At 38.5% G+C, this 17061-nt stretch carries 10 protein-coding genes; 8 read left to right on the top strand and 2 right to left on the bottom strand.

The window, feature by feature from the left end:
* Nucleotides 1–56 precede the first annotated feature (56 nt).
* From HZI73_RS00985 to HZI73_RS00975, 3 genes are all read left to right on the top strand, one after another.
* Nucleotides 57–3878, top strand: a complete 3822-nt coding sequence (locus HZI73_RS00985; protein ID WP_212696414.1) for a TIM-barrel domain-containing protein — start codon at nucleotides 57–59, stop codon at nucleotides 3876–3878.
* Nucleotides 3879–4540: 662 nt separating this feature from the next.
* A complete protein-coding gene (locus HZI73_RS00980) occupies nucleotides 4541–5605 on the top strand; it encodes an endonuclease/exonuclease/phosphatase family protein (RefSeq protein ID WP_212696413.1) in 1065 nt (354 codons plus the stop codon).
* A gap of 57 nt (nucleotides 5606–5662) precedes the next feature.
* Nucleotides 5663–6640, top strand: coding sequence for a cation diffusion facilitator family transporter (locus tag HZI73_RS00975; RefSeq protein ID WP_246552501.1), 978 nt, complete (start codon nucleotides 5663–5665; stop codon nucleotides 6638–6640).
* Nucleotides 6641–6875: 235 nt separating this feature from the next.
* Here the strand turns inward: HZI73_RS00975 and yyaC are convergent, their stop codons facing one another.
* Nucleotides 6876–7451: a spore protease YyaC gene (yyaC, locus tag HZI73_RS00970; protein ID WP_212696412.1), complete on the bottom strand. Its 576-nt coding sequence runs from the start codon at nucleotides 7449–7451 to the stop codon at nucleotides 6876–6878.
* A gap of 297 nt (nucleotides 7452–7748) precedes the next feature.
* Here yyaC and HZI73_RS00965 point away from each other — a divergent pair, with 297 nt between their 5' ends.
* Nucleotides 7749–9041, top strand: a complete 1293-nt coding sequence (locus tag HZI73_RS00965; RefSeq protein WP_212696411.1) for a LysM peptidoglycan-binding domain-containing protein — start codon at nucleotides 7749–7751, stop codon at nucleotides 9039–9041.
* A gap of 234 nt (nucleotides 9042–9275) precedes the next feature.
* Here HZI73_RS00965 and HZI73_RS00960 read toward each other — a convergent pair whose 3' ends face one another.
* Nucleotides 9276–11642, bottom strand: coding sequence for a glycoside hydrolase family 2 TIM barrel-domain containing protein (locus HZI73_RS00960; RefSeq protein ID WP_212696410.1), 2367 nt, complete (start codon nucleotides 11640–11642; stop codon nucleotides 9276–9278).
* A gap of 289 nt (nucleotides 11643–11931) precedes the next feature.
* On the opposite strand from HZI73_RS00960, the gene HZI73_RS00955 reads away from it, so the two are divergent.
* From HZI73_RS00955 to rhaA, 4 genes are all read left to right on the top strand, one after another.
* Nucleotides 11932–12798 (top strand): AraC family transcriptional regulator, encoded by an 867-nt coding sequence (locus tag HZI73_RS00955; protein ID WP_212696409.1) that lies wholly within the window; start codon nucleotides 11932–11934, stop codon nucleotides 12796–12798.
* A gap of 101 nt (nucleotides 12799–12899) precedes the next feature.
* Nucleotides 12900–13925, top strand: coding sequence for an AraC family transcriptional regulator (locus HZI73_RS00950; protein WP_212696408.1), 1026 nt, complete (start codon nucleotides 12900–12902; stop codon nucleotides 13923–13925).
* 257 nt (nucleotides 13926–14182) lie between these two features.
* Nucleotides 14183–15640: a rhamnulokinase gene (gene rhaB / locus HZI73_RS00945; protein ID WP_212696407.1), complete on the top strand. Its 1458-nt coding sequence runs from the start codon at nucleotides 14183–14185 to the stop codon at nucleotides 15638–15640.
* Nucleotides 15641–15691: 51 nt separating this feature from the next.
* On the top strand, nucleotides 15692–16963 hold the full coding sequence (gene rhaA / locus HZI73_RS00940; RefSeq protein ID WP_212696406.1) for an L-rhamnose isomerase: 1272 nt from the start codon (nucleotides 15692–15694) through the stop codon (nucleotides 16961–16963).
* Nucleotides 16964–17061 lie beyond the last annotated feature (98 nt).

The raw sequence follows: 17061 nt of genomic DNA, 5'->3' as shown, positions 1-17061 counted from the left end.
CCACATCATGACTTGGTATATGTTGGGATAGCCCCTCATTTATAAGGAGGATTTCCATGGTTCATTTCATAAAAAAAATAAAAAGCATGTTACTGATTCTTTTTATGGTAACAGCAACCCTAAGTTTTCAGAATCAGCCCGTTTATGCTTATGTAACCACATTAGGTGATGTAACCCAAGTATCCGTTAATGGCGATACCATGGTACTAACGGTAGATAATGGTACAGAGCCAGGTGATGATATATTAGAGATTCAGGTATGTGAGGATAATATTCTACGTGTTAATTATAGACCCAATGGCATATCACCAAGCCCAGATACACCCATGCTGGACCCTAATAAAACATGGGACAGTGTAGGTGCCACCATCCATACAGCTTCGAATCCAATGACCATAACAACCAGCGATATGATCATTGAGATTGGAAAAACCCCATGCCGTATGACCGTTAAAAAGTCAGATGGTACAACTCTTTTATGGGAGGATGCCACAGGAGGCGTTTTTAGTGATGGCATCCGATTTCGTCATAGCGGGTCAGATAATATCTACGGTATAAGAAGTTACGATTGTTTTGACAGCAAAGGAGAAATCATACGTAATGATAGTAACCATGCAGCCCATGCCGGTCAACAAGGTGACTCAGGTGGACCTTTTATGTGGAGTACAGCAGGTTACGGCGTATTGGTTGATAGTGATGGAGGATACCCCTATACCAATAGTGAAGAAGGAAAATTGGAATTTTATTATGGCGATACACCAACAGAAGGCAGGCGTTACAGCAAGACCGATGTGGAATATTTTATTATGTTGGGCGAGCCAAAAGAAATGATGGCAGCTATGTCTGATATTACAGGTCATTCACCCATGTTACCTAAGTGGTCACTAGGCTTTTCCAACTTCGAATGGGACATGGACCAAACAGAAATGGTGAACATGGTGGATACATACCGGGCTAAGAACATCCCTATCGATAGTTATGCCCTTGATTACGACTGGAAGTGTTATGGAGAAGATAATTATGGTGAATTTCGTTGGCACACAGGTCGCTTTCCTGATGCCAGCAGCACATCCCTAAAAACCATCATGGACAATAAAGGCATTAAAATGATCGGTATAACCAAGCCACGGATTGTCACAGAAGATGCCAGTCAGAATCGTACACAACAATATCAAGATGCCAATCAAAACGATTATTGGTATCCAGGTCACTATGAATATCAAGATTATTTTATACCTGTCCAAGTAAGAAGTATTGACCCTTATAAATCTGGCGCACGGACATGGTTCTGGGATCATTCCAAGGATGCTTTTGATAAAGGTATTGTAGGTTGGTGGAACGATGAAACAGACAAAGTATCCTCTAATGGGGCATCCTATTGGTTTGGAAACTTCATGACCACCCATCTATCTCAAGCAATATATGAAGGACAAAGAAGTTATTCAGATCGTCGTGTATGGCAAACTGCCAGAACGTTCTATCCTGGAGCTCAGAGGTATGCCACCACGTTATGGTCTGGTGATATTGGTATCCAATTCTACAAAGGTGAAAAAGTGGATTGGGCAGCAGGCATGCAAGAACAATTACCTGTCATGCTATCCTCCATTAACAATGGTCAGCCAAAGTGGGGCATGGATGGCGGCGGTTTTAACCAAAGTGACGGTACAACGGCTAACCCTACACCAGAACTCTATGCAAAGTGGATACAATTTGGTGCTTTTACACCTGTATTTCGGGTACATGGGAACAACCACCAGCAGCGGCAGCCTTGGTTCTACGGCAACACAGCAGAAGAGGTGTCTAAACATGCTATTCAATTACGCTATAGCTTACTTCCTTATATGTACACCTACGAAAGAAGTGCTTATGATACAGGACTTGGTTTAGTCAGACCTCTTCTATTTGATTATCCCAATGATCAATCGGTGAAGAACTATACCGATGGGTGGATGTTTGGTGATTGGTTGATGGTATCACCTGTTGTGGAACAGGGACAAAACATGAAATCCATCTATCTTCCAGCAGGTACTTGGTACGATTATTTTAGAGGTGATACGTATACAGGTGGTCAGTGGCTGTCTTATCCTGTCAATGGGGTATCCTGGACAGATATACCTCTATTTGTTAAGGAAGGGGCTATCATTCCAACACAAGCTGTTCAAGACTATGTGGACCAACAAAGTATTGATCAGATTGATGTGGATGTATTCCCTAGCAGTACAGAAACCAGCTTTGACTATTATGATGACCATGGTGATAACTATCAATATGAATCTGGTGAATATTTCAAGCAAGTGCTAAAAGCTCAAGATCAAGGCAGTCAAATAAGGTTGAAGATTATGGGTAAAACAGGCACCTATCATAAAAGCACATTTACGTATATGGCTAAGGTTCATGGTAAAGCTGCAAGCAGTGTAACCCTTGATGGGGGCAATCTTACTGCATACAGTAGCTTAAGTGCCTTAGAAGCTGCTAGTGGAAACGGCTACAGCGTTGGAAAAGATATCTATGGTGATGTTACTTATGTCAAAGTGAATGGTGGCAGTTCATCGGATATGACCTTATTATTAACAGGTAACACAAGTGTAACAGATACGGCTTATATTTATGAAGCAGAAGAGGCATCTTTATGGGGCGAGACGGTATCTACAAAAGCAAAAGTAAACAACAACTACAGTGGTTATTCAGGCACAGGTTTTGCAGAAGGTTTTGATCAGGCTGGTGCAGCAACCACATTCTATGTTAAGGTACGAGAAGGCGGCGATTATCCTGTAACCCTTCAATATGCTAATGGCACAGGTGTGGATAAGTCATTGAGTATCTATGTGAATGGTGAACGCATTAAGAGCACTCATCTTAACCCATTAACAGGATGGGATGCATGGGGCAGTCAAGTGGAAACATTACCACTTAGCTCAGGTAATAATATGATTACTTATAAATACGATAATCTGGCTTCAGGAAATGTGAATGTGGATTATATTAAGGTACCCTTTGAACCCACATTACTCAAATATGAAGCTGAAAATGCAAACCTTGTAGGTGGTGTATCCATTAACCGTAATCATAGTTTCTATTCGGGTGATGGTTTCGTGGATAGTTTTACTTCAGCAGGAGCAGGAGCAACATTTACGGTTCAAGTACCATCAGCAGGTAACTATAACGTGCAATTACGCTATGCCAATGGTACAGGTTCAACCAAAACCCTTAGTACTTATGTGAATGGCTCTGATGTAGCTACGGCTCAGTTATCAAGTCCTAGTCAGAGTTGGAGTGAATGGCATCATTATGATCAACAGCTAGCTTTAGTTGCTGGTAAAAACACCATTCAATACAAGTATGATGGCGGTGACAGTGGCAATGTGAATGTAGACCGATTAGTTATATCAGCTGAGAGCATCGGTTTACCAGAATCAGAAAAAAATCAATTGGATAATGGGAATTTTGATCGACCTATTGATATGGGGGATAATTGGACAGAATGGCATCCTGTAGGACAAAGTGTTGCTTATGGTATTGATGCAGGTATTGGCATGAATCCTCCTGAAGCAGCTGTTACAGGTAATCTAAGAGCTTATTTCCATGCAAGTAGTGCCTATAAGCAGAGCATTCATCAAGTGGTTAATGTAGATAATGGTACTTATAAAATGCAGGCTTTTGTTCGGTTGGTAGGAGCAAGTCCATATACGGCTAGGGCTGAGATTAGTAATTTTGGCGGTGCAGCGAAGTATTATGATTTATCGGTGGACAGTATATGGAAGTGCATTGAGGTGGATGATATTGTGGTGACCAATGGACAGGTGGATGTAGGATTTTATGTGGATTCGCCGGGGGGTACGGTATTGCAGTTTGATGATGTGAAGTTGATGAAGAAGTAGAGGAGGGGGGTATGCCCCCTTTCTTTGTTTATAATGTGATAAGTAAGTTGGTGAAGGATGGCCAACGGAAGTTGAGTAAGGCCATATATAATGCTCATTCACTCTCGTTACATTTGTTGCTTTTATCTGGTTTAAAGGAATGGCAACAAGCTGTAAAAGTCGTTCATGAGCATTATATATGGTCTCCTTATTGGGTGCCACTTTCATGCAGGTGAAAACCGCTTATTTAGCTTTTGGTAGTATGTTTGATAGTTGGTAGGTTGAGGTAAAGATAAAAAATAGACCTATGAGAAACAAAATCAACAGATTACGAACATATAGCAAAAGTGAATCACGTACCCAGTCATACAGAGGCTCTAATGTTTCAACGTCAATATCAAAGGAATGTCCTATAGGTGATGCGGCAAGCGTGTCATGGACGACTAAGCGCCTTTCCTCTAAACACGGACGTTTAGGGAAAGGAAAAGCATCACCTATAGGACATTACCAAAACCACCAGCCATCACAGAAACATTAGAGCCTCTGTACTGACGACATAAACCACCCCCACCCTCCTTCCCCCTAGTCCATATCCGTTATTGTTTACAACAATACCATTAAATGATAAGATAAAAATACCATTAAAAGTACCATGTGAATAAAGTAGTTTAGGGGGAAATACAATGTTGATAAAAGCAGTAAAAATAGCTGGCGTGCTCCTATTAATATGCCTTGTTTTTGTAATTGGGTACTTAGTATTTATGACCGTAACAGATTATAAGCCTCATGCAGTTATAGCACTTAATACGGAAAATAACAAGGGACAGGTTTTGACACATAATACAGATATAACAGCAACAATATATAATATAGGCTATTGTGGTTTAGATAAAGATCAAGACTTCTTTATGGATGGGGGTACCGGTTCGCGCTCTGAGAGTAAAGATAAGACATTAGAGAATCTTGAAGGTGTGACTACCTTTTTACAAGGACAGGCGTCTGATTTTATACTCTTACAAGAAGTTGACCAGAAAGCAACACGAAGTCAGAAAGTGAATCAGTATGAGCACCTTAAGGATGCGTTTAGTGATTATAGTGCTACCTTTGCTATTAATTATAAAGTGCCTTGGGTACCTGTGCCTTTATCCAAACCCCATGGTGCTGTGGAGTCAGGATTAGCAACCTTTAGTCAATATAAGATGGACAGGTCTAATCGTCATCAGTACCCTGGTAAAGAGAAGTGGCCAAGGCAGTTGGTTTTGCTTGATCGGTGTATGATAGAAAGTAGAGTACCAGTAGAAGATGGAAAAGAATTGGTGCTTATTAATTCTCATTTATCTGCTTATGATAAGGGTGGTACGATTCGTAAACAACAGTTGGGTTTCCTTGAGACTTTTATTGTGGAAGAATATAATAAAGGTAACTATGTGGTTGTAGGTGGTGACTGGAATCATCTGTTACCGAGTACGAACTTGGATGTTTTCGAAGCAACACAATCTTGGCCAGAATGGTTACAGTCCATGCCGGAAGATTTTAGCCCTGAGGGTTTTAAGTGGGGGTATGATAATACGGTACCAACAAATAGAACGGTGGATAGGGCTTACAAAGAGGGGGTTAATTTCGTCAGTATCATTGATGGTTTCTTGGTATCGCCTAATGTGACCATTGTAGATGTAGAAGGACATGATTTAGGTTTTGAGCATGCAGATCATCAGCCTGTGACACTGATCTTCAATCTCAAGGATTAGATGGATAGGCAGATTGACAAATATTGGAAATAATGATATGATGATTTTAATAGTGTGATGAAAGCATGTCAAAAGCATGCGTTAAAAACCTATAAGTCGAACCTAGGCTTACAGGTTTTTGTTGTTGTGGAGGCTTTAATGGACAACGTATTAAAAAGAGGTTATGAGGCTAGAAAAGTGACACGTATTGGGTTAGTCATTAATGTGCTTATTGCATGTATGAAGCTTTTAGCTGGTTTTTTTGGTAAGAGTAGCGCTATGATAGCGGACGGTGTCCATTCGTTATCTGATTTTTTCTCGGACATCATTGTCATAGCAGGTCTTCGGTTAACGGATAAACCAGAAGATGCATGTCATAATTATGGTCACGGTAAAATAGAAACATTGGTGACGGTCTTTATCAGTTGTCTACTGATGATTGCAGGTTTTTATATCATGGAATCGGGAATAAGTAAGATGATTGGTGTTATACAGGGGCAAGAACTCCTTCGACCAGGTTGGATTGCATTTTTTGCAGCGATTTTTTCCATCGTCAGTAAAGAAGGTTTATATGTTTATACCATAAGAGCAGGCAGAAGGATTAACAGTCCTGTACTTATTGCCAATGCTTGGCACCATCGTTCAGATTCATTATCATCCATTGGTACTTTAATTGGTATTGGTGGTGCAATCTTGTTAGGAAATAAGTGGGTGATACTTGATCCAATAGCTTCTGTTGTGGTTAGTCTTTTTATTTTTAAAGTGGGTTATGACATTATTAAGCCTGCTATCAATGAATTGCTAGAATGCAGTTTAAATAATGAAGAAATTAATCAGATAAAGGACATACTGGATAGGTATTCAGAAGTGAAATCTTATCATAAGCTAAGAACCAGAAGAATAGGAAGAAAAATTGCCATTGATGTCCATACGTTATTGGATAAAAGACTCAATATTGTTGAAGCCCATGATATAGCAAATCTTATTGAAAACGATATCAGGGCATTGTTTGGCGATATTAGCATTATTAATATTCATATAGAACCCTTTTTATAGGGAAAGATTGTGCCATACAGGGATATAAAAACATCTTGGATTAAGGTTTTGGAATAAGAAATGGAGGATACGTTAGCTAGTCAGAGTAGATGGTACTAGAATAGGACTATCTTATGGGAAGCCTTATTAACACTTTGGTTTACATAATTTACTAACTCTTGTATTATCTAAACGTTGACGGCTCTTTCATGGACAGTCCTATCATTTACAATGTTGATTCTTATGTCAACTTCTCCTAACCTACAGATCGGCTCAATAACTGAAAGGTTCTTCTAATACCTACAGCTATAAAATCCGCCATACCCATGACGGTATGCAGTCGTGTATTTTGTAAAATCAGCATATCCATAAAACCTGAGAAGTTCACGATGCCAGTAATGTACATATCGCCTACAGCAGGAAGGGTTTTGTTGACACCTGCTCCTGGGTTAATGGAACCTTTCCCAAGGCTTACGTAACCAATATGATCCATCTTACCAAGACAAGCATCAATAGCAATAATAAAAGGGTTTTGGTATGTCTTATGAATGGTTTGAATGGTTTCTTCAATATTTTTTGCGTGAACAGGTTGACTGAGCGTACCGTATACAACCACGTTTTCTAGAAACATTTTTTTTAGTTTGTAACCAACAATTGGACCAAGACAGTCGCCAGTTGCACGGTCTGTCCCAATACAGAGTATAATAATGTTGGCACCCATCTCTGTATTATTCTTTATAAGGTTGTATAATGTATTGGTGAATTTACGAACGGCGTATGTATCATGCACATTATAATAATGAATGTCTTCGGATCTTCTTCTCAATTTCATCTATTTGCCCACTTTCCATATTATTCTTTACCAACGGATATTTTCATAAAGACCTTTCCTTTATATCTTTGGCAAAAGACCATTAAAATAAACCCTTCATGCGAATAATTCATGCGCGACTATTTACAAATATTTCCAAATTTCTATCTTGGCAGGGTATAACCTCCTCATTATTTCCAAAAAAAGGAAATTTCTTCTCGAATAAGCTATTATTCTTAAGACAAGCTTTGCTATAATTTTTTTTATAGTTATGCTATAGTCTTCATATATTTAATGTATTTATGGGGTGTGCAAATTATGAGTGAAAATTACAAGAATAATCATCTGTATTTAGACAAGCTGGAATCATTACCAAAAAACGTTCGTCAGATTGGTGAAGCCATGGAAGGTAATCGGATTTACATGGAGGATTACGTCTATTCCTATCTCAACCAATATGCAGCGGAGAAAAAAACATCGGAACAAATTGCCTTCTTAATAGGTAAGAATTATACCTATAATGACGATGTGGTAGTGATTATTCATGGTGCTGTAAAAGGTGAGCACACGGAAAAGGTTAATGGGGATTTGTGCATAACAGAGCGAACATGGTACTATGTCTATGAGAAAATAAGAAGGTATTTTGAAGATTTCAGTGTAATTGGTTGGATGTATACCCAGCCAGGGTATGGCATATTATTAACTTCTTTCCTAAAAGATCATCATCACAAGAATTTCATTGATGATAAGCAGTTACTTTATCTCATTGACCCTCTTGAAAAAGAAGACAGCTTCTTTGCCATTACGAATGGTGAATTGCAGGAGAAAAAGGGTTATTATATCTATTACGATAAAAACCCAGCAATGCATCATTATATGTTAGAGAACAAAGCCATAGAAGAAGAGAAAGACAATGAAAAAGAGGTTCAGGAAGAAAAGAATGTTGTACGAGCTTTTCGGCGAAAAGAGCATGAACGTCGGGAAGATGTGTATCAAAAGAAGTTTATCAACATGTTAACTATTCTGTGTGGTGGATTGGTACTCATATGCTTACTGATGGGTATTGGTCTTCTGAGCAATATTGAGAAACTCGACGAGTTACAAACAGCCATGAGCACCATGACAGAGAAATACAACACCATTAAAGAAGAAGTAGGAAGCCTAGAATCAGGACAAGATATGGATACCAATGGGACTTTAATACCGACCCAGTCCATTGAGTCTACAGAAGCAGAACAAGGTGAAAAAACTGTCAACGAGACCCCTGCAACAAACATAAGGACAGCGGTTGAAGAACCACATGTGGAAGATAAACCGGTTAGTGGTGCTACTCAGGATATAGAGGTAGAGCCAGAAGAATCAAAACCCGTTGTAGAAGACAAACCAGAAGCTGTACCGGCTATGGCAACGACAGCATTGCCAAAAACCACAACCATATCTGCCGATAACATACCCAAAAGCTATAAGGTTAAAGTAGGTGATAGCCTTAACACCATTAGTGAAAAATTCTATTATAGCTTGGATATGGTTCCAGCCATTCAAGAGTTAAATGATATCGGTAATCCTAATCGGATATATGTGGGACAAGAGATACTGTTACCAAAGCCTTAACAGCATAACGATAACATGTATGTGGAGAAATAATATAAAAAGCTGCCCCTTCTAGTAATGGTGTTATTGGAAAATCTAAGGACGAATTTCCAATAAGTTAACATCATCCTATTATTGGCAGCCTTTTTTTCTATCAGAATGTTTCATTTTAACGGAGATAGGAACATGCTCATTTGTGTTAAGGGAACTGTCCTAACGGACAAATCCGTTTTAGGGAACGAGATGTAGCCTCTTTTATTCTTGAGATTCAAGGGTCAGGATACATGGTTTAACGGCAATGTCACTGTATTTTTGAGGATGCAAGAGTTCTGCTTTTATATGAATGATTCCAGGCTCTGTTGTGGATTGAATCAAAACACCTGTCTGCCCCAGTTCAGGGCGTTTGATAGTGTCACCTACAATTGTTGCAGGACCTTCCACACTAAACGTAATCTCATGAGCGTCCAGCGTAAGAGGCGTTATGCTTTGACGGTCATCATGAACATCACATCGGATAAAGAGTAAATCTGAACCATCAGCCCTAAGATTAAGCCCCATTGTATCAGCTTCTAGGTGAAGTGTTCTAGGCACGCCTGGTGTAAAACGATGATCCACAGCAACGATCTTGTCTTGGATTAAGCCTTCAACTTTTATTTCTGAACGTTTGCGGCCGTAATAAAAATTGTTTGGGAACGTAAAAGGTGGATGATTAATGGGTACATTGTCAGGTTCCCGTTCTTCTATAAAAGTGTCATTATGATAGAGACGCACTTTTTCACAATTACTATAAACGGTTATGTCATCTGGGCTGACATCAGTCCAGTAATTGGCAATATAGATCATTGGACCGGAATCAATGCCATCTAATAGTTCATGGGGATTCCGTTGACTCTTGAAGAAATAAAAGCTGTATTTTGGAATACGTTGCAGATCAAGAAACCCGCCCCAACAGGGGTTAATATGGTAACCTCGGTTATGTTCCATACCTGGCCACATACCGAAACCGCATAGGGTATCGTTGTTCATCATATCCCGATAGTTGCTCATCCATTTCCTATTGGAATCCCAATAGTCACTCATCCATGTATTTTTGTCCCATATCATACGACGGACTTGCTTTAACATAGCGTCTTCTCCCCAGCTCCTGGGTACACGCCATGCACAGTTTTGATCAACAAAGTTATCCGGACAATCACCATATTCCCTTACCCAACGAGGCTTATCAAAACGTTTCTTCATGGCAAGATAGGTATCCGGGTCATAGTGGTCCGATTTTGGACCAAGCATATCCGGGTCAAAGTCTTGATAAACCACATCGCTAAAGCCATTATCTGATCCTGTATAACAAGGACCATACGGCAGTTCTTCATGGACAATATGGTGAAGATTCTGTTGGAAATCTTCTGGCATAGGCGTTTCATTAAGAGCTGGTTCCCATAGAATGATAGAAGGGTGATTACGTAACCAGCGTACCATATCACGGAGATTTTTTTTCACTCGGTCTACAAAGATACCCTCTTCATAATACTGCCAGCCAGGGGAGCTGATGATTAACATGATGCCTAATCGATTACATTCTTCAATGAAGGTTGTGGCAAAGGGATAATGAGAACGTATATGAATCATTCCTGCTTCTCGGTACTTACGGGCATCCCTTTTCAAGAGGCTAGATGGCATGGCATTACCCACATGGATATAGGTTTGGTGGTAATTAGCACCGGATACTTTTAATTTTTTTCCATTGATTAAGAAGCCTTGATCTTTTGTGTATTGATACGTACGTATACCAAGTGGGGTAGTAACCGTATCTACAACGGTGTTATCACATAGAACATCGGTCTTGATCTGATATATATAAGGTGTGTAAGGGTGCCAAAGATGAGGATTCTCAATAACACACTGCTGCATAGCTTGTTGGTCGCAATCCCCTTCTAGTTGATATGCCTTGGAGCTGACTGCAACGGTTTGACCGGTTTCATCTAGGATGGTGTGTTTGACTTGGTAACCTTTCTTATCCATACCCTCGTGGCGAATATGGCTCTGTATGTTAACTGTTGAAGACCCTTGGGAAACACTCTTACAGAAAACGTATAGGCCGCCACCTGCCACTTTGTTTTCAAGTAGTGGATGGGTAATATGTAAAGCAGCTGTCTGTGTAAGGGTTACTTGACGATAGAGACCTCCTTCGTAAGCAAAATCCAAATCTCTTTGAGGTTTCCCAGGAGGTACATCATGGCGGTCGGAGTTGTCTAGCCTTACTGCCAACACATTTGTTTCTGTATAAGAGATATAAGGCGTAATATCATATACTGCTGGTGTGTAGCCACAGTAATGGGTAGGTAATTGGTGGTCGTTAAGCCATACGTCTAATACATGCATGGCACCTTCAAATTCTAGAATAACCCGTTCGTCAGTTGTGATAGGTTGTAAATCAAAATGCTTGCGATAGCGGCATATACCTTGATAGTTTCGCCCGCCGCTACTAATAATTGGTGTTATGGTTACGCTATGAGGCAGATGAACCGTTTCCCATAGATAATCGTCATAATCACGGGTATGAGCGTCTGTTTCATCACCTAACATAAAGTACCAGTCTTGGTTCATCAACGATGTTTTTCTCATGTTTATACCACCTTTCTTTAATGATATAGTTTGAAGTGTCATGCTTTAGTGGGAGAATTCTTATTTGAGCTTTTGAAATATTTTTCCCATAAGCGTCAAAGCAACTTTCCTCATGGCTAAAACTTCCTATGGAAGTTATCACTTAGTTGCTTTTCTTGTATTATAGAAATAATCATGGATGAACGGAATGTACAATATCATTTTTTTTTATACAATATCAATGTATGGTATAATAGGTTTATAACCATGATCGGGCATCATGCTCAATAAATGATGAGAGGTTAATAAAATGAAATCCCTTCATATAGATGATAACGAAATGAATCCTACGATACGAAAAGTAGGTATACAAGGTATATCCGGCTGGCCAAAAGGGCGTAAACTTTATGACTATGAAATGCTGTATGTAATTAAGGGTAAAGGCAACATAGAAGTGAATGGACAAAGGTCTAAGCTTACATCGGGATCATTGGTACTCATTCCACCTGATACAGCCAGTGAGCTAAGTTTTACCAGTGTTTTTATTGATGTGATTTGGATTCATTTTGATTTTATGTTTTTTGGCAGCGGTGAAGATATTGATGATTTTGATAGCCAATTAAAGAAAAAGCATCTGGTGCGGCCGCAGATTTACTTTCATAACGGCTATACATTGCCCTATCATATGAAAGTAGACGATAAACAGCAATTCTGCGATTATTTTAAAAGACTGTTGGACCATTATAGTGCCCATGGGCTCTTTTGGCAGTTAAGGTGTAAAAGTATTCTATTGGAGATTCTATACCAGATGGTGAATCAACTCTATTTAGACAGCGGTTTTTCAGATAGTTTATCCAAAGAACGTTTGGTCCACGATATGCAACATTACATCCATACCCATTACACTCAGAAACTCACACTTAGTGAAATAGCTGGCTTTGCAGGGATTAGTCATAATTATGCCAATCAGCTTTTCAAAGACCAAATAGGGGAAACCATTATCCAACACTTGAATCAGTTTCGCATTAAAAAAGCCATTAATCTTATAAAGACCAGTTCGCTCACCATGGAGCAGATAGCTGAGCAGGTAGGCTTCTCCAATACCTACTACTTTAGTCGGGTCATGAAAAAAACGACAGGTAACTCCCCAACAGATTATAAAAAAGGCGCTTTATAGGTGTAAGAAAAGATTAAGTGACTAGAGCATGAATTGGGAGATAGTAGAATGATAATAAAGTGCAAGGAGCGTTAAACGCAAATAAAATAGGAGTATAAGCCATGACATATGAAGGATTAGACAAACGGCTAAGAAGTCTAAATGAAAGGGAAATGACATTACAAAATCTGTTAAAAAATAAATCAGATATAGCCTATAAAAAACAATTAAAGGAATTTTTTTCAGATAATCAAGATCATAAGGATTGGATTATTAATTATGATAAAGTGATGTCTTACAATTTGCCCATGACCATTCATAAACATGATCGATTTATTCCCTTTGATTATCATAAGCATGATTATCTAGAACTTATTTTCGTGTATTCAGGTAAGATTAGACAAGCCATTGAGCAAGAAGAGATGACCATTAAAAAAGGGGAAATAGTTATCCTTGATATGAATGTGGAGCATCGTATTGATGTAGCAGGAATGGATGACATTGCCATTAATGTTCTGCTTACACAAGATTTTTTTGATTGGATTTTTCTAAAGCAGATAGCCTACAATAATGTTATTTCTGATTTTGTGGTAAAAGCTTTGTATGAGAAAAAAGCCTACAAGCAAAATCTTCACTTCAAAACATCCCATAATGAAAAGATCTGGCAACTTATGTTGTCTATATTGTATGAATACTATGAACCAAAAATTGGTATGGAAACGGCAATAAAGTCTTATATGACGCTTTTGTTTAATGAATTATTACGTGATTATAGAATGCATCTTAATGATCATGTTGCTAACAAAGTAGAAAAGACAATGGCTATAGAGATTATGGATTATATACATGATCACAGCTCAAATGGGAGTCTAAAAGAAATGGCAGCTTCTTTCAACTTCCATCCAGATTATATGGGAAAACTGATTAAACAAGTAACTGGAAAAACCTATAAGGTGTTAATGAAGGATAGGAAGATTCAGCAAGCCAAGTATCTACTGGAACATACACAATTATCCATCGTTGATATTGTGAGTGAAGTGGGATATTCTAATGTAAGCTATTTTTATAAACAGTTCAAAGAAAGTATGGGTATTACCCCTGATACTTATCGGCATCAAAGTAAACATTTTAATAAGGATATTCCATAGGTCATGTTCAACCATGATCTATTTTTTTATCTTATTATGAAAGCCCTTAGATTTAGTATATGAAATAGAAGCATTCTCATATTCTTTAAGGATATTTTCTAAAGAAACAATTTGTTTCAAAGACGCCACGTAGTCGCTTTACGCTTATCATCATGTGTATATCTGTTTTTGATACTTATTAAAGCTGTAGGGGTCAATGTATTACAGGTAAAACAAGGTTATAATGAGGATAGTAAAGCATATAAGGAGCTGGTTTCATGAAAAAGATATGTTTAGCCGTAGATATAGGTGCTTCTAGTGGACGGTTGATTATGGGTTCTTTGCTAAATAAGAAGATAGTCATTGAAGAGATATACCGTTTTAAAAATCAGATGTACAAGGAAAATGATCATTATTATTGGGATATAGACCATCTATTTTTTGAAATACTAACCGGTCTTCGCAAGATTAGTACTGTAGGGTTAAAGGTGGAGAGTATAGGCATTGATACTTGGGGTGTGGATTATGTTCTGATTGATCAAGAAGGGAAGAGGCTATGCCCAGTATATGCTTATAGAGATGGTAGAACCCATCATGCAATGGCGGATATTTTTGCGTTATGTTCTCAAGAAAAAATATATGAAAAAACAGGTATTCAATTCCTTCAGTTTAACACATTGTACCAACTGTATGTGCATATGAAAGCTGAACCTCTTTTAAAAAAGCAGATATATCAATTATTGATGATTCCAGATTATCTGAACTATTTGCTCTGTGACAAAAAGACAATGGAATACAGTAATGCAACAACAACTCAGATGTATAACATCCATCAACAGTCATGGGATAAAGCATTATTAAAGGTAGCCCAGATAAGCAAAGATAAGCTTCCAAAGCTCGTACAACCAGGAACAGTAATAGGGTCTGTATCAGAAAAAGTTGGAAAAGCTTTAGGCATGACAGGGTTACCCGTGATAGCACCAGCAACACATGACACAGGGTCGGCAGTTGTGGCAGTGCCTGTTATGGATAATGAGGACGTGGTTTATATTAGTTCAGGTACTTGGTCTTTAATGGGGATTGAACATGATTCTCCTATCTGTACGAAAGAAGCTTTAATGTACAACTTTACCAATGAAGGCGGTGCATATGGGACCATACGTTTACTAAAAAATATCATGGGTTTATGGTTGATTCAAAAAGTGAAGGCTATGTTAGATAAAGATTATAGCTTTGCAGCATTAGCCCAATTAGCATCAACGTCAACCTGCACATCTCTGATTAACCCGAATCACGCAAGATTTCTCAATCCGAATCATATGCTTGAAGAAATTAATGATTATTGTAAGGAAACGCACCAAGACATACCCTATACACCAGGGGACTATGCAAGGTGTGTGTTTGAAAGTTTGGCACTAGGGTATAAGCAGGTACTTCATCAATTAGAAAGCATAACGGGCAAAAAATTTCATAAAATACATATCATTGGTGGAGGTTCACAGAATACTTATCTGAATCAATTATGTGCTGACTATACAGGGTGTGTAGTGTACGCCGGTCCAGTAGAAGCAACAGCTATTGGAAATCTCATGGTTCAGTATATCACACTGGGTCTTGTTGATTCTTTACAAGATGCTCGAAGAATAATCAACCATTCTTTTCGTATTCAGTCTTTTTATCCACAATCCCTCAACAATAAGCACAAAAGGTGGCATACATTTAATCAACTTCCTTAAAACCTATAGGGCGTTTTTGAATGACAAGCTGTGACCAATATGGAGGTAAAAATGAGAAATAAAAAACAGGTAGTAGAGGCCTATGCCTTGGCTAAAGACTTATATGGACGTATAGGCATTGATACAGAAAAAGCTATTGAGAGATTGACTCAGATACCCATTTCAATGCACTGTTGGCAGGGGGATGATGTAACAGGTTTTGAACAGACAGACTGCCAATTGAGTGGAGGTATTCAATCTACGGGCAATTATTCTGGAAAAGCAAAGACACCGGAACAACTCAGGGGAGACTTAGAAAAAGCATTTACTCTTATTCCAGGCAAAAAGCGTCTTAATCTACATGCAATGTATCTTGAAACAGAAGGTGAACGTGTAGACCGTGATGAAATTGAGCCCAAACATTTTAAAAAATGGGTATCATGGGCGAAGGGACATAACATAGGGTTAGACTTCAATCCGACCTTATTTTCCCATGATAAAGCTAATGATGGCTTAACCTTATCCCATCCCAATAAAGGGATTAGAGATTTTTGGATAGAACATTGTAAACGTGCGAGAAAGATTAGCGCTTATTTTGGAAGAGCCTTAGGAACACCTTCTGTGATGAATATTTGGATTCCTGATGGGTTCAAAGATGTGCCTGTTGATCGCTTAGGACCTAGACAACGATTAAAAGACTCACTTGATAAAATCTTGGAAGAAAAAATGGATCCGGCTTATCATTTGGATGCTATTGAAAGTAAACTATTTGGTATTGGTTCAGAGAGCTATGTGGTAGGTTCACATGAGTTCTACATGGGTTATGCGGTTAAAAATGATACTGTATTGTGTTTAGATGCAGGGCATTTCCACCCTACAGAAGTTATTTCTAATAAAATATCTGCACTATCCCTTTTTACAAACCACCTATTGCTGCACGTTAGTCGTCCAGTTCGTTGGGATAGTGACCATGTGGTTCTATTAGATGAAGAATTAAGAGAAATAGCGTTGGAAATCGTTAGACATAATCTTGTTAACAGAGTACATATTGGTCTTGACTTCTTCGATGCAAGCATTAACCGTATTGCTGCATGGACAATTGGTACAAGAAACATGATGAAAGCTTTGCTCATTGCATTGTTAGAACCAACAGATGCATTGATTAAACTGGAGCAAGACTTTAATTTCACAAAAAGGCTTGCTTACCTTGAAGAGTTAAAATCTTACCCATGGCAGGCTGTTTGGGATTATTATTGTCATAAGAATGGTTTCCCTATAGGGCTTGACTGGATGGAAGAAGTAAAAAACTATGAAGCAGAGGTACTTGCTTATCGTTGTAAATAATCAGGACATAAAAAACCAAGAATCGTACGTATGTGTTAATACGGTGCAATTCTTGGTTTTTGTTTATTAATTTTATGCCCCAAAGTACTTCGTGATTT

Origin of the sequence: Vallitalea pronyensis (assembly GCF_018141445.1) — a bacterium.
Classification (GTDB): Bacteria; Bacillota; Clostridia; order Lachnospirales; family Vallitaleaceae; genus Vallitalea; species Vallitalea pronyensis.
Note: the sequence above shows the minus strand (reverse complement) of the source record. Positions and strands in the feature narration are given on the sequence as shown.